We start from the raw sequence: 13,775 nt of genomic DNA on the forward strand, positions 1-13,775 counted from the left end.
GCGCGATGGCGGAGACGATGAAGCGGTCGGGTCCCCTCGCCGGGATGCGGGTGATCGAGCTCGCCCACATCATGGCCGGGCCGGTCTGCGGGCTGATGCTCGCCGACATGGGCGCGGAGGTGATCAAGGTCGAGAAGAGGGAGGGCGACGACACCCGTCGCACCGTCCCGCCCGCCCTCGAGGGCGAGAGCGCCGCCTACATGATGATGAACCGCGGCAAGCGCGGACTCAGCCTCGACCTGAAGGATCCGGACGGCGTCGCGGTCCTGCGGCGCCTGCTGAAGGGCGCGGACGCCCTGATCGAGAACTACCGCGGCGGCACGATGGAGCGCCTCGGGATCGGGTACGAGACCCTGAAGGTCGAGTTTCCGGAGCTGGTCTACTGCTCGCTCTCCGGCTTCGGCCGCACCGGTCCCTACGCCGACCGGGCCGGGTTCGACCTCGTGGCGCAGGGGATGAGCGGCCTCATGTCGGTGACCGGGGAGGGGCCCGGCCGGCCGCCGATGAAGTGCGGGCCGCCAGTCACCGACATCACCGCGGGCATCCTGGCCGCCATGGGCATCCTCGCCGCCTACGCGAACCGGCTCCGCACGGGCCGGGGCCAGGCGGTCGACACGTCGCTGTTCGAGGCCGGCATCACCCACACCTACTGGCAGTCGGCCATCGCCATGGCGACCGGGATCGCGCCCGGGCCGATGGGCTCGGCCCATCCGCTGAACGCCCCCTACGAGGCCTTCGAGACCGCCGACGGCTGGATCACGATCGGCGCGGCCAACCAGACCAACTGGCTGCGCCTGCTCAAGGCCATCGGCGCCGACGACCTCGCCGAGGACCCGCGCTTCGCGCTGAACCGCGACCGGATGGCCAACCGGCACGCGCTCGCCGCGACCCTCGCGCCGATCTTCCGGGCCCACGGCTCGGCCGACTGGCTCGCCCGGCTGGAAGCCGGCGGCGTCCCGGCCGGCCCGGTCCTCGACGTGAACGCGATGCACCGGGACCCGCAGACCCTCGCCCGCGAGATGGTGGTCGAGGTCGATCACCCGCGGGTCGGCCGCATGAAGACGCTCGGCCTGCCGGTGAAGTTCTCCGAGACGCCGGGACGCGTGCACGGGCCGGCCCCGTTGCTCGGCGAGCATTCCCGGGCGATCCTGGCGGAGGCCGGCTACGCGCCGGCCGAGATCGACGCGCTGATCGCGCGGGGCGTGGTCCGCGAGACCGCGGCCTGACGCCGCCACCCGGAGACGCCGCGCATGACCGCCAAGCCCGCGACCGACGAGTTGCTGTTCACCACCGACGAGGCCGGCATCGCCCGCATCGTCCTGAACCGTCCGCAGGCGCGCAACGCGCTGACCTTCGCGATGTATCAGGGCCTGATCACTTGCTGCGAGGCGATCGCCGGGAACCCCGCGGTCAAGGCGCTGATCATCACCGGTGCGGGCGACAAGGCCTTCGCGGCCGGGACCGACATCGCCCAGTTCCGCGACTTCAGCACCGCCGAGGACGCGCTGGGCTACGAGCGCTTCATGGACAAAGTGCTGGGCTCCCTGGAGCGGCTGCGGGTGCCGACCATCGCGGCGATCGCCGGCGCCTGCACGGGCGGCGGCGCGGCCATCGCGGCGGCCTGCGACCTGCGCATCGCCACGCGCGACGCCCGCTTCGGCTTCCCGATCGCCCGCACCCTCGGCAACTGCCTGAGCCAGGGCAACCTCAAGCGGCTCTCCGGCCTGATCGGCCCGGCGCGGGTCAAGGATGTCATCTTCACCGCCCGCCTCGTCGGCGCCGAGGAGGCGCTCGCCATCGGCCTCGTGGGCGAGGTGGTCGACGATCGGATCGCGCTCACGGAGCGGGTCGATACGCTGGCGCAACTCCTCGCCAACCACGCGCCGCTGACCATGCAGGCGACCAAGGAGGGGCTGCGGCGGCTCGCCGAGGAGGAGGCCGGCGCCGAGGTCGCGCCGCATCCCGGCGATGACCTGATCCTCATGTGCTACATGAGCCAGGATTTCCGCGAGGGCATGGAGGCCTTCCTCGGCAAGCGCCCGCCCAACTGGACCGGGCGCTAGGGCCGCACCCTGTCACGTGATGCGACGGTCCGGAGGGAAGGCGTCTTCGGTGTCGAGACAGTGGCGCCATGCCCCCTCTCCCGTGCGGGAGAGGGTTGGGGTGAGGGACGAGAACGTTCAGCATCAAGCGCGCGATCCTGCGTCGACGGCGCGCGCCTCGTCCGGACAGACCTGATCCCTCACCCTGTCCTTCTCCCGCACGGGAGAGCGGACCCGCGCCTCGTGCGGAGCGGGAACGTCGCTGACCGCGCCGCTCAGCCCGGCAGCGCGCAGACATCGACCCAGGCGGCGCCGGTGAGCGCGGCCATCCGCGCCGGCGCGATCCGCACCGAGCTGTGGGTGCTGCCGGCGGCCGGCACCACCTCGTCGAACGCCCGCAGGGAGACGTCGCAGTAGACCGGCAGCGGCGTCAGCAGGCCGAAGGGGCAGACGCCGCCCACCGGATGGCCGGTGAGCGCCTCGACCTCGCCGAGGTCGAGCATCCGCACCTTGCCGCCGAAGGCGGCCTTGGCCTTCCGGTTGTCGAGCCGCGCGTCGCCGCGCGTCACCACCAGGGCGACCTGATCGCCGACCCGGATCGAGAGCGTCTTGGCGATCTGGGCCGGGACGACGCCGTGGCCCTCCGCCGCCTCGGCGACGGTCGCGGTGCTGGTCTCCAGCACGATGACCGCGATGTCGGGCACCTTCTCGGCGAAGAAGGCGCGCACGGAGGCGAGGCTCATGGTTCGGTCCGAAGCTCGGGATCGGGGCGGGGCGGGGCGCGCGCTGCCATAGGCGGCTCCGGTCGCGCCGGCCAGCGCGCCGACGCGGGCCGCCGCTGCGCGGAACGCGGCGCTCGCGCGACCGTGTCCCCTCACGCGACAGGCCCCTCTCCCGGCGGAGAGGGGCCTGCCCGGCAGACTCACTGCGTGTTGCGACCTACCGCGTCGTCGTCAGCAGCAGGTCCGGCAGCCACATCGCGATGCCCGGGACGAGGCACAGGATCAGGATCGCCACCGCCATCAGGATCACGAAGGGCAGGGTGCCCCAGATGATGTCCGAGAGCGGGATATCCGGGGCGATGTTCTTGATGACGAAGATGTTGAGGCCCACCGGCGGGTGGATCAGGCCCATCTCCATGGTGATGGTCATCACGACGCCGAACCAGACGAGGTCGAAGCCGGCGGCCTTGAGCGGCGGCAGGATGATCGGCGCCGTCATCAGGATGATCGAGACCGGCGGCAGGAAGAAGCCGAGCGCGATCACCAGCGCCAGGATGGTCACCAGCAGCACCCACGGCGACAGCTGCATCGCGACGATCGCGGCGGCGGCCGACTGCGAGATGTGCAGGTAGCTCATCACGTAGGCGTAGAGCAGCGACATGCCGATGATCAGCATCAGCATGGTCGATTCCCGCAGCGTCGCCGTCAGGATCGGCGTGACGTCGCGGAAGCGCCAGACGCCGTAGATCGCGGCGATCAGCGCCAGGGCCATCAGCCCGCCGAGGCCCGCGGTCTCGGACGGCGTGGCGTAGCCGCCGTAGAGCGCGACCATCACGCCGGTGAGCAGGACCACGAAGGGCAGGACCCGCGGCAGCGTCGAGAAGCGCTGCGCCATGCTGTACTGCTCGTCCGCCAGGATCGGCGAGGCCGGCCCGCCGCGCTCCAGGGCCACCTTCGCGGCGGCGTATTCCGAGCGGAAGCGCACCATCGACCATGCGGCGAACAGGCCCACGAGCAGGAGCCCCGGCCCGATGCCCGCGAGGAACAGGCGCCCGAGCGACTGCTCGGCCGCCACCGCGTACAGGATCATGGTGATCGAGGGCGGCAGCAGGATGCCGAGCGTGCCGCCCGCCGCGATGATCCCGGCCGCGAAGCCCGGCGAGTAGCCGCGCTTGCGCATCTCCGGGATGCCGGCCGAGCCGATCGCCGAGCAGGTGGCCGGGCTGGAGCCCGCCATGGCGGCGAACAGCGCGCAGGCGAAGACGTTGGCGATGCCCAGGCCGCCCGGGATGCGGTGCATCCAGGCGTGCATGGCCGTGTAGAGATCCTGGCCCGCCTTGGACCGCCCGATGGCCGCGCCCTTCAGGATGAAGAGCGGGATCGACAGCAGGGTGATGGAGGCCATCTCCTCGTAGACGTTCTGCGCCACCGTATCGAGGGAGGCGCCGGGCATGAACGCCACCATGAAGGCGAGCGCCACGAAGCCCAGCGCGAAGGCGATGGGGATGCCCGAGAGCATCGCCCCGAGGGTCGCGCCCGCGTACAGGAAGCCGATCGCGGCCGTGCTCATCGTTCAACCTTCGCGGAAACGGTCTGACCCATCGGGTCCGGTCCCCGGGGCGCGACCTCGGCCGCCCCGTGCATGTCGCGATTCACGTCGGCCCCGAGCCCGATCTTGGGCTGCGCCCAGCCGGCGGCCCGGGGCCCGTAGGCGAGGGCCTCGGCGATCTGCAGGACGAACTGGAGGCACAGCAGGCTCATGCCGACGGACATGAGCGTGTAGGGGATCCAGAGGGGCGGTCCCCAGGTCGACTGCGAGACCTGACCGTCGACCCAGGCCTCGTGATCGAGCGACCAGCTCTTCCACGCGAAGAACAGGCAGAAGGCGAGGCTGACGACGTCGGCCAGCAGGAGCCGGACCCTGTTCGCCGCCGGCGGGAGGAGGCCGGTCAGGGCCTCGATCGCCACGTGCCCGCGCTTGGCCTGCACGCCGGCCGCCGACAGGAAGGTGGCCCCGATGATGAGGTACACCGCCATCTCGTCCTGCCACTCCGTCGGCTCCTTCAGGAGGTAGCGGACGACGACGCTGTGGGTCAGGACGAGGCAGGCTGCCACCAGGCAGAGGCCGCCGACGGCCAGGATCACCTTGTTCAGGAGGCGCATGCCCCGATCGAAGGTGCCGAGGAGGCCCGGAAGGCGCGGTTCCTCGGCCCCGCGCGCCTCCGGAGCGGCCGTGGCCGCGTCGAAGCCGTGGCTCACGCGACCTGCTCCGCGAGCTTCAGCAGTTCCGCGCAGTTCGCGTTCTTGGCGGCGTAGTCCTTCCAGGCCGTGCTGCGGGCGAGATCACGCCACTGGCCGAGGGACTTCTCGTCGACCTGGACGACCTTGGCGCCGGCCTTCGCGAAGATCTCCTCGACGCGGGTGTCGTCCTCCTTCGCGCCGGCCTGGCCGAAGGCCTCGAGCTCCGTGCCGACCGCCATGATCAGGTCCTGCTGCTCCTTCGGCAGGCCCGAGAACACGATCTTGGACATCATGATCGGCTCGAGCATGAACCAGTAGGAGCGCTCGCGCCCCGAGGTCAGCGCCTTGGACAGCTCCTCCAGGCGGAAGGAGATCAGGCTGGTGGAGGAGGTGATTACCGCGTCGCAGGCGCCGGTCTGCATCGCCGCGTAGGACTCGTTCGACGGGATCGAGAGGGTGGCCGCGCCGGCCTCCTTCATCATCATGTCCATCTCGCGCGAGCCGCCGCGGACCTTCATCCCCTTGGCGTCGGCCGGCGCCACGAGGGCGCGCTCCCGGCTCGCGACGCCGCCGGCCTGCCAGACCCAGGAGACCAGGATGATCCCCTTCGCGTCCAGGATCTCGGTGAGCTTGCGGCCGACCGGGGCCGCCTTCCACGCCACGGCCTGCGCGTAGGACGTCACCAGGGCGGGCATCAGGCCGATATTGAGTTCCGGAATCTCGCCGCCCGCGTAGGGGCTCGGGTAGAGCGACATGTCGAGCGCGCCCTTGCGCATGGCGCCGAACTGGGCGTTCGTCTTCATCAGCGAGGAGCCCGGGTAGACCTGGACGTCCAGGGCGCCCTTCGAGCGCTCGCCGACCATCTTGGCGAACTTCCGGCACATGCGGTCGCGGAAATCGCCCTCGTCGATCGTGCCGCCGGGGAACTGGTGGGACAGCTTCAGCGTCGTGGCCGCCTGCGCGCTGTTCAGGCCGAACCGCAGGATGGCCGGTGCCGCGAGCGTGGCCGCGATCAGCGATCGACGAGTTGGCGTCATGGAGCTCCCCCGCACCGCAAACAACGCGGCGTCATTTTGTGCGCTGCAATAGTGCGACGCCTCGTTGTATGCATGGAAAACCGGCTTGTATATTTTGTCAATGCTCCAGCATAATGTTCGCGCGCGCCGAACATCCGCCGGCCTCAAGGGCGGGGCGGCGCGCGACCCGTTCATCGGGGGAGGGAACGGCGGCATGAGCCACGCGCAGCGGCTGCGGCAGCGAATCGAGGATGAGATCGTCTCCGGCGAGCTCGCCTTGGGATCGCGACTCGACGAGAACCAGCTCGCGGCCCGCTTCGGGGTCTCGCGCACGCCCATCCGAGAGGCGCTGCTGCAGCTCGCCGTCACCGGGCTGGTGCAGACGAAGCCCCGGCGGGGAGCGATCGTCAGCGCGCCCGAGCCGCACCTACTGCTCGCCATGTTCGAGACGATGGCGGAGATCGAGGCGGCCTGCGGCCGTCTCGCGGCGCGCCGCCTCGTCCCCGAGGACGCCGCCGCGCTGCGCGCCGCGCTGGAGGGCTGCCGCGCCGCCCTGACCACCGAGGACACCGAGGCCTACTACGCCGAGAACTACGTGTTCCACACGGTGGTGTACCGGGCGAGCCGGAACGCCTTCCTGGCGGAGCAGGCGCTGTCGCTCCATCGCCGCCTGGCCCCGTATCGCCGGCTGCAGCTGCGCGTGCGCCAACGCCTGCCGCAATCGCTGGCCGAGCACGAGGCGATCGTCGCCGCGATCATCGCGGGCGACGAGGCCGGCGCCGCGGAGGCCCTCCGGGGCCACGTGATCGTCCAGGGCGACCGGTTCACCGATCTCGTGGCCGGCCTGCGGGCGCCGAGCGCCGCCTGAGCGGCGGGGGTGCGTCGCCCGCGATAATTGCGTCGGCGGTCTGTCCGAATCCGGGCCCGGCCCGGGATCGTCCCTTCATCGCGCCCTAACCCTGTCGGCAGGTCGGACTGCGTAGGTGTTCCGCCCGACTCGACCATAAGTTGCAGTCCCGGCATTGTCGATCCGGAGCCGGGGATCGATCATGCTGAAGGACGTCGTCAGGAGCGCGGGCCGTCGCGCGGGGGTGGATATCTTCCGGGCCAGCCGGGAAGCGTTCCGCTGGAGCCACACGGTCCACGACTACTATCCCGTCGTGCCGTCCGCGCGCTGGTCGCCGGGCCGGGCGCCGCACGGCCAGCTCAAGGCGGTGCTCGCCCGGTCGCACGCGGCCTACGACAGCTTCCTGACGGAACTCGAGGCGCGGGCGGACCTGCTGCACAGCGTCCCGCACGACGCGCCCGTGACCGGCGGGGCGATACCCCACTGGAACAACACGTGGTTCACCGCCCTCGACGGCGCCGCGCTGATGACCATGCTGGCCTGGAAGCGCCCGTCTCGGTTCTTCGAGATCGGCTCGGGCTGCTCGACCTGCTTCGCGCGGCACGCGATCGACACCCTGAACCTTCCGACGCGGATCACCTCGATCGATCCGATGCCCCGCCGCGAGATCGACGCGCTCTGCGACTGGACCGTGCGCAGCCCGCTCGAATCCTGTGATCTGAAGATCTTCGAGGAACTGAAGGCGGGCGACATCCTCTTCTTCGACGGTTCGCACCGCTCCTTCGCGAATTCGGATGTGACGGTGTTCTTCTTCGAGGTGATGCCGCGCCTCGCACCGGGCGTGATCGTGCAGATCCACGACATCTTCATCCCGGACGACTACCCGTCCGCCTGGAACTGCCGATTGTACAACGAGCAGTACCTTCTGGCGGCGATGCTGCTGTGCGGCGCGCCGCCGTTCCGGGTGACCGTGCCGGTGATGTATATCTGCCAGGACCCGGCGATGAGCGCCCGGGTCAAGACGGTCTTCGCCGCCCGCGGCACCGGCCCCGACATCCCGTTCCTCTACGCGAACGATTCGCGCACGCCGGGCGCGTCGTTCTGGTTCGAGATGACCGGGACGCCCGGCTGATCGCGGGCGCGGTCTATCGCGGCTGAGGCTCAGGTGGTCTCCGCCGCACCGTAATTGGCGGCGATCACCGACTTCTTCCCGCGGATATGCTCGCGCATCAGGACGGCCAGCGCCGCACCGTCCCGAGCGCGCAGCAGCGCGATCATGCGCTCGTGCTCGGAGACGGCGCGGGCCCACTGCTCGGGGGTCTGGTGGGCGGAGTAGCGCGAGCGCTGGATCCGGCCGGACAGGCTCTCGTAGATGTTGGCGAGGATCGTGTTGCGGCTTGCCGCCATGATCCCCTCGTGGATGCGCCGGTTGTGGCTGAAGTAACCGGCCTCGTCGCCCGACTTCCAGGCCTCGACCATCGCGTCGTGGTCGACCACCAGGGCGTCGATGTCGGCGTCGGTGATCGTGCGGCAGGCGAGGTCACCGGCCGTCGCCTCGAGGCCGGCGATCACCTCCATCATCTCCTCGAGTTCGCCGTCCGAGATGCTGGCGACGCGCGCCCCGCGGTTCGGGAGCAGTTCGAGCAGTCCCTCCGTCGCAAGGATCTTGATCGCCTCGCGGAGCGGCGTCCGCGAGATCCCGAAGCGCTCGGTCAGCTCGCTCTCGTTGATCCGCGCCTTCGGCTCCATCTCGCCGGACCGGATCAGTTCGCGCATGCGCTCGGCGACCTCGTCGTGGAGGTAGCGGCGGCTGATGCCGATCCCGGGCTCGATTTTGTTCATGGTCCCCCGACACACGTCAGGTCAGTGCGACCTGTGGTCTATGTGTAGGTGCCCGGCAATGGAGTGTCGAGGCACGAGGGCCCGATCCAGCACGCGGGCCACATGTTCCGCCTGGAGACCCAGCCCGTCGTGGATCTGGTGACGGCAGCTCGTCCCGTCGGCCACCACGAGGTCGTCGGGCCCTGCGGCGCGCAGCGCCGGGAACAGCGACAGCTCCGCCATGGCGAAGGACGTCTCGATGGATTCCGGCCGGTAGCCGAAGGCGCCCGCCATCCCGCAGCAGCTCGACTCGATGACCCGCAGGTCGAGCCCCGGCACCGACCGGAGCACCGTCTCGACCGAGCCCATGACGCCGAAGGATTTCTGATGGCAGTGGCCGTGCAGGTGCGCGACCCGGCCGCCCTGGTCGGCCAAGGGCAGCGCGATGCGTCCGGCCGTCAGGTCGGCGGCCAGGAGCTCCTCGAAGAGGAACGACTGTTTGGCCAGCAGCGCGGCCTCTTCGCCGGGCAGGAGCACCGCGAACTCGTCCCGGAAGGTGAGCAGGCAGGACGGCTCAAGGCCGACAACCCGTGCCCCAGCGCGCAGGAACGGCAGCAGCGCGTCGAGGGTGCGGCGCGCCTCCTGGCGCGCCCGGTCGGTCTGGCCGGCGGAGAGCCAGGTCCGGCCGCAGCAGAGGGGGCGCCGCCCGCGCGACGGGTAGACCCGGTGCAGCCGGTAGCCGGCCGCCTGAAGCACCCGCTCGGCCGCCTCGAGATTCTCCCGCTCGAAGGCCCGGTTGAAGGTGTCGCCGAACAGGATCACGTCGCGGAAATCACCCGCGACGTCCTGCGCGTGGGCGGGCTCGCCCTGCTCGCTCCAGGGCCGGCGCCAGCGCGGCAGCGAGCGCCTGGCCGAGAGGCCGGCGACGCGTTCCGAGAGGGCGGCGAGGGCCGGGTACCGGTCCCGCAGGTTGAGGAGCGGCGCCAGCCGCGCGGCGGCCCCGGCGTAGAGCGGCATCGTCGCGATGAGGCGCTCCCGCAGGGGCAGCCCGTGGCGGGCGTGGTAATGGTGCAGGAACTCGATCTTCATCTTGGCCATGTCGACGCCGGTCGGGCACTCGCGGCGGCAGGCCTTGCAGGAGACGCAGAGATCGAGGGTGCGCTTCATCTCCGGGCTGGTGAAGGCGTCCTTGCCGAGCTGGCCCGAGATCGCGAGCCGCAGGGAATTGGCCCGGCCCCGGGTCAGGTGCTGCTCCTCCCGGGTTGCCCGGAAGGAGGGGCACATGGCGCCGCCGACGAGCTTCCGGCAGGTGCCGTTGTTGTTGCACATCTCGACGGCGGAGCCGAAGCCGCCCCAGTCCGACCAGTCGAGGGCGGTCTTCATCGGCGCCGACACGACGTAGTCCGGCTTGAACCGGAACAGGCTGCGATCGTCGAACTTCGGCGCCCGCACGATCTTGCCGGGGTTGAGCCGGTTGTCCGGGTCGAACGCGTCCTTCACGGTCTCGAAGGCGCGGGTGAGCGTCGCGCCGAACAGCGGCTCGACGAATTCCGAGCGTGAGAGGCCGTCGCCGTGCTCGCCGGAATACGAGCCCTTGTAGCGGCGCACCAGCTCGGAGGTCTCCTCCGCGATCGCCCGCATCCGCCGGACGTCACCGGCCTCCTTCATGTCGAGGATCGGGCGGACATGCAGGCAGCCGACAGACGCGTGGGCATACCACGTGCCGCGGGTGCCGTTCTTGGTGAAGACCTCCGTCACCGCGTCGGTGTAGTCGGCGAGGTGCTCCAGCGGGACGGCGCAATCCTCGATGAACGAGACCGGCTTCGCGTCGCCCTTCATCGACATCATGATGTTGAGGCAGGCCTCGCGCACCTCCCAGACGGATTTCTGGCGCGCGGGCTCGACGACCTCCACGACGGCGTCCGGGAAGCCGTGATCGGCCATGCAGGCGTCGAGGCGCTTCAGGTCGCGCCGGAGCGACGCGAGGTCGTCGCCGGCGAACTCCGTCAGCAGAAGGCAGTTCGGCTTGCCCTTGGTGATGTCGGCGAGCGTCGTGCGGAACAGCGGGATATCGGCACCGAGCACGAGGACGTTGTTGTCGACCAGCTCGACCGCCACCGGGTCCAGGCCGACGATGTGCCGCGTCGTCTCCATGGCCGCCCGGAAGGACGGGAAGTGGCACACGCCCATCACGCGGTGTGTCGGCAGGCGCGAGAGCTTCAGCGTCACCGCGGTGGTCGCGGCCAGCGTGCCCTCGGACCCGACGAGCAGGTGCGCGAGGTTCGGCTGGGCCTCGATCAGCGAATCGAGGTTGTAGCCGCCCACGCGGCGCTGAACCTTCGGGTAGTGCGCCTCGATCTCGGCGCGGTGGTCCTCGGCGAGGCCGCGCATCCGCGCGGCGAGCGCCGCGGCCCGATCCGACCCGTTCACGCCCGGATGCGCGTTTCCGGTCAGGCCGAAGCCGAAGGCCTCGCCGTCGTGGAGCAGCGCCTCGATCGCGAGGACGTTGTCGCTCATCTTGCCGTAGCGCAGGGAGCGGGCCCCGCAGGAATTGTTGCCCGCCATGCCGCCGATGGTGCAGCGGGTCGCCGTCGAGGGCTCGACCGGGAAGAACCAGCCGTCGGCCTTCACCCGGGTGTTCAGGCGCTCCAGCACCATGCCGGGCTCGACGGTGATCGTGCCGGCCTCCGCGTCGTAGGCCAGGACGCCGTTGAAGTACCGCGAGCAGTCGACGACGAGGCCGGACCCGATCGGCTGGCCGTTCTGCGAGGTGCCGCCGCCACGCAGGATTACCGGGGCGCCGTGCTCGGCGGCGATGCGCAGGGTCGCGGCGATGTCGGCGGCGGAGCGCGGCAGCACCACGCCGGCGGGCATGATCTGGTAGATCGACGCATCGGTGCTGTAGCGTCCGCGCGTGAAGGCGTCGAAGCGCGCCTCACCCTGGAGTTGCTCCGCCAGCCGGCGCGGCAAACCGGCCTCGAGGCGCGCCGCTGCACGCGGCGCCGGGGCATCCGCCCTCGCTTCCGTCACGATCGATCCCTCCCGAGATGGGACGCGCCCACCCGCGGGGAAATGTATTCAAAATTCACTGCGGCGCAAATCGGCCGCGGTGTCACGCTGGTGACGGGCTGCCGGGGCCCGGTTCCGCGGTCGGCCTCGCGGGCTGCCACGAACCTCGCCCGGCGTGCGGGCCGTCGCAGCCCCGCGTCCGCCCGTCGGGGGGGTTCCGGTAACGGCCTCAGTGGTTGTCCCGCGGCACCCCGGAGGCCTGCGCGACCTTCTGGAACTTCACCGCGCCCTTCAGCACCATGCCCTGGTCGAGCTGGTCGACCTGATCGCGGTAGATCTCCTGCCAGGGCGTCTGCGTCGCCGGGTAGGGATATCCGCCGCGCGCCGCCAGATCCGCGCGCCGGCGCGCGATCTCCTCGGCCGGGAGCAGGATGTCGGCGCTCCGGCGGTTGAGGTCGATCCGGATGCGGTCGCCGCTCTGCAACAGGGCCAGCCCGCCGCCCGCGGCCGCCTCGGGAGACGCGTTCAGGATGGCGGGCGTGCCGGAGGTGCCGGATTGCCGGCCGTCGCCGATGCAGGGCAGCGAGGTGACGCCGCGCCGGATCAGGGCGCCGGGCGGCTGCATATTCACCACCTCGGCGGCGCCGGGATAGCCGATCGGACCGGCCCCGCGCATGATCAGGATCGTGTTCTCGTCGATGTCGAGCGCCGGGTCGTCGATCCGCGTGTGGTAGTCCTCGGGACCGTCGAACACGATCACCCGCCCCTCGAAGGCCATCGGATCGTTCGGATTGCGCAGGTAGCGGGCGGCGAATTCCTCCGAGATCACGCAGGTCTTCATGATCGCGGAATCGAACAGGCTCCCCTTGAGATTGAGGAAGCCGGCGCGCTCCATCAGCGGCTCGCCGTAGGCGCGGATCACGTCGCGGTTCCAGCTGTGCCGCCCGCGGTAGTTCTCGCCGACGGTCCGGCCGTTGCAGGTCAGGGCACCCTCGTGGACCTTCCCGGCCTCGATCAGCTCGGCGAAGACCGCCGGCAGGCCGCCCGCGCGGAAATACTCCTCGCCGAGCCAGCGGCCGGCGGGCTGCATGTCCACGAGCAGCGGGATCTCGAACCCGACCCGTTCCCAGTCGTCGCAGCTCAGCGGCACGCCGATATGCTTGGCGATGGCGTTGATGTGGATCGGCGCGTTGGTCGAACCGCCGATCGCGGCGTTGGCCACGATCGCGTTCTCGAAGGACTCGCGAGTCAGGATGTCGGAGGGCTTGAGGTCCTCCCAGACCATCTCGACGATCCGCTGGCCGGTGGCGTAGGCCGCCTGGCCGCGCTCGCGGTAGGGCGCCGGGATCGCCGCCGAGCCGGGCAGCGCGAGGCCGAGCGCCTCGGCGAGGGCGTTCATCGTCGAGGCCGTGCCCATCGTGTTGCAATGGCCCGTGGACGGTGCCGACGACCCGACGATGTCCATGAACTGCTGGAAGTCGATGTCGCCGGCGGCATGCCGCTCGCGCGTCTTCCAGACGATCGTGCCGGACCCGGTCAGCTCCTTCTGGAAGTAACCGTTGAGCATCGGTCCGACGTTCAGCGAGATCGCCGGGATGTTGACCGTGGCCGCCGCCATCAGACAGGCCGGCATGGTCTTGTCGCAACCGGTCAGCAGCACGACGCCGTCGAGCGGGTAGCCGTACAGCACCTCGACCAGGGACAGGTAGGCGAGGTTCCGGTCGAGCGACGCGGTCGGCCGCTTCCCGGTCTCCTGGATCGGGTGGCAGGGGAACTCGAAGGCGACGCCGCCGGCCGCCGTGATGCCGTCCCGCACCCGCTTGGCGAGCTCGACGTGATGGCGGTTGCAGGGCGACAGGTCGGAACCCGTCTGGGCGATGCCGATCAGGGGCTTGCCCGACCGCAGCTCCTCCGGCGTGAGGCCGTAATTGAGGTAGCGCTCCAGGTAGAGGGCGGTCATGCCCGGGTTGTGCGGGTTGTCGAACCAGGCCTTCGAGCGCAGGTCGGCGGGCGTGATCCGGCGTTTGTCGCTCATGGTCGCTTCCTCGCATCCTGGGGCCGGCGCTGGCGGCCCGGC

Annotated in this window: 11 protein-coding genes; 4 read left to right on the forward strand and 7 right to left on the reverse strand. The window is 70.6% G+C overall.

The features are described from left to right. The first annotated feature begins 5 nt into the window (after positions 1–5). Together ASG32_RS17140 and ASG32_RS17145 are read left to right on the forward strand one after the other, a co-directional pair. Positions 6–1,226 (forward strand): CoA transferase, encoded by a 1,221-nt coding sequence (locus ASG32_RS17140; RefSeq protein ID WP_056528425.1) that lies wholly within the window; start codon positions 6–8, stop codon positions 1,224–1,226. Between the two features lie 24 nt (positions 1,227–1,250). Beyond that, positions 1,251–2,063, forward strand: a complete 813-nt coding sequence (locus ASG32_RS17145) for an enoyl-CoA hydratase/isomerase family protein (protein ID WP_056528427.1) — start codon at positions 1,251–1,253, stop codon at positions 2,061–2,063. A gap of 254 nt (positions 2,064–2,317) precedes the next feature. Here the strand turns inward: ASG32_RS17145 and ASG32_RS17150 are convergent, their stop codons facing one another. From ASG32_RS17150 to dctP, 4 genes are all read right to left on the reverse strand, one after another. Then, positions 2,318–2,785 (reverse strand): YbaK/EbsC family protein, encoded by a 468-nt coding sequence (locus ASG32_RS17150; RefSeq protein WP_056528430.1) that lies wholly within the window; start codon positions 2,783–2,785, stop codon positions 2,318–2,320. A gap of 196 nt (positions 2,786–2,981) precedes the next feature. Further along, positions 2,982–4,334 carry a TRAP transporter large permease gene (locus ASG32_RS17155; RefSeq protein WP_020091896.1) on the reverse strand — a complete coding sequence of 451 codons (1,353 nt, stop codon included), beginning with the start codon at positions 4,332–4,334 and terminating at the stop codon, positions 2,982–2,984. Next, positions 4,331–5,023, reverse strand: a complete 693-nt coding sequence (locus tag ASG32_RS17160; RefSeq protein ID WP_056528433.1) for a TRAP transporter small permease — start codon at positions 5,021–5,023, stop codon at positions 4,331–4,333. The genes ASG32_RS17155 and ASG32_RS17160 overlap by 4 nt, the downstream gene beginning before the upstream one ends. Next, positions 5,020–6,042, reverse strand: coding sequence for a TRAP transporter substrate-binding protein DctP (gene dctP / locus ASG32_RS17165; RefSeq protein WP_020091898.1), 1,023 nt, complete (start codon positions 6,040–6,042; stop codon positions 5,020–5,022). Before dctP ends, ASG32_RS17160 begins: the two co-directional genes overlap by 4 nt. A gap of 193 nt (positions 6,043–6,235) precedes the next feature. On the opposite strand from dctP, the gene ASG32_RS17170 reads away from it, so the two are divergent. Further along, a complete protein-coding gene (locus tag ASG32_RS17170) occupies positions 6,236–6,889 on the forward strand; it encodes a GntR family transcriptional regulator (RefSeq protein WP_056528436.1) in 654 nt (217 codons plus the stop codon). A 181-nt stretch (positions 6,890–7,070) separates the two neighbouring features. Next, positions 7,071–8,000, forward strand: a complete 930-nt coding sequence (locus ASG32_RS17175; RefSeq protein ID WP_056528439.1) for a class I SAM-dependent methyltransferase — start codon at positions 7,071–7,073, stop codon at positions 7,998–8,000. 29 nt (positions 8,001–8,029) lie between these two features. Here the strand turns inward: ASG32_RS17175 and ASG32_RS17180 are convergent, their stop codons facing one another. The 3 genes from ASG32_RS17180 to ASG32_RS17190 all read right to left on the reverse strand — a co-directional run bounded on the left by ASG32_RS17180 (position 8,030) and on the right by ASG32_RS17190 (position 13,733). Beyond that, on the reverse strand, positions 8,030–8,710 hold the full coding sequence (locus ASG32_RS17180) for a GntR family transcriptional regulator (RefSeq protein WP_056528442.1): 681 nt from the start codon (positions 8,708–8,710) through the stop codon (positions 8,030–8,032). 21 nt (positions 8,711–8,731) lie between these two features. Further along, positions 8,732–11,719, reverse strand: a complete 2,988-nt coding sequence (locus ASG32_RS17185) for an FAD-binding and (Fe-S)-binding domain-containing protein (protein ID WP_056528445.1) — start codon at positions 11,717–11,719, stop codon at positions 8,732–8,734. Between the two features lie 208 nt (positions 11,720–11,927). After that, positions 11,928–13,733, reverse strand: a complete 1,806-nt coding sequence (locus tag ASG32_RS17190) for an IlvD/Edd family dehydratase (protein ID WP_056528448.1) — start codon at positions 13,731–13,733, stop codon at positions 11,928–11,930. Between the last annotated feature and the right edge of the window lie 42 nt (positions 13,734–13,775).

Origin of the sequence: Methylobacterium sp. Leaf361 (assembly GCF_001424445.1) — a bacterium.
Lineage (GTDB): Bacteria > Pseudomonadota > Alphaproteobacteria > Rhizobiales > Beijerinckiaceae > Methylobacterium.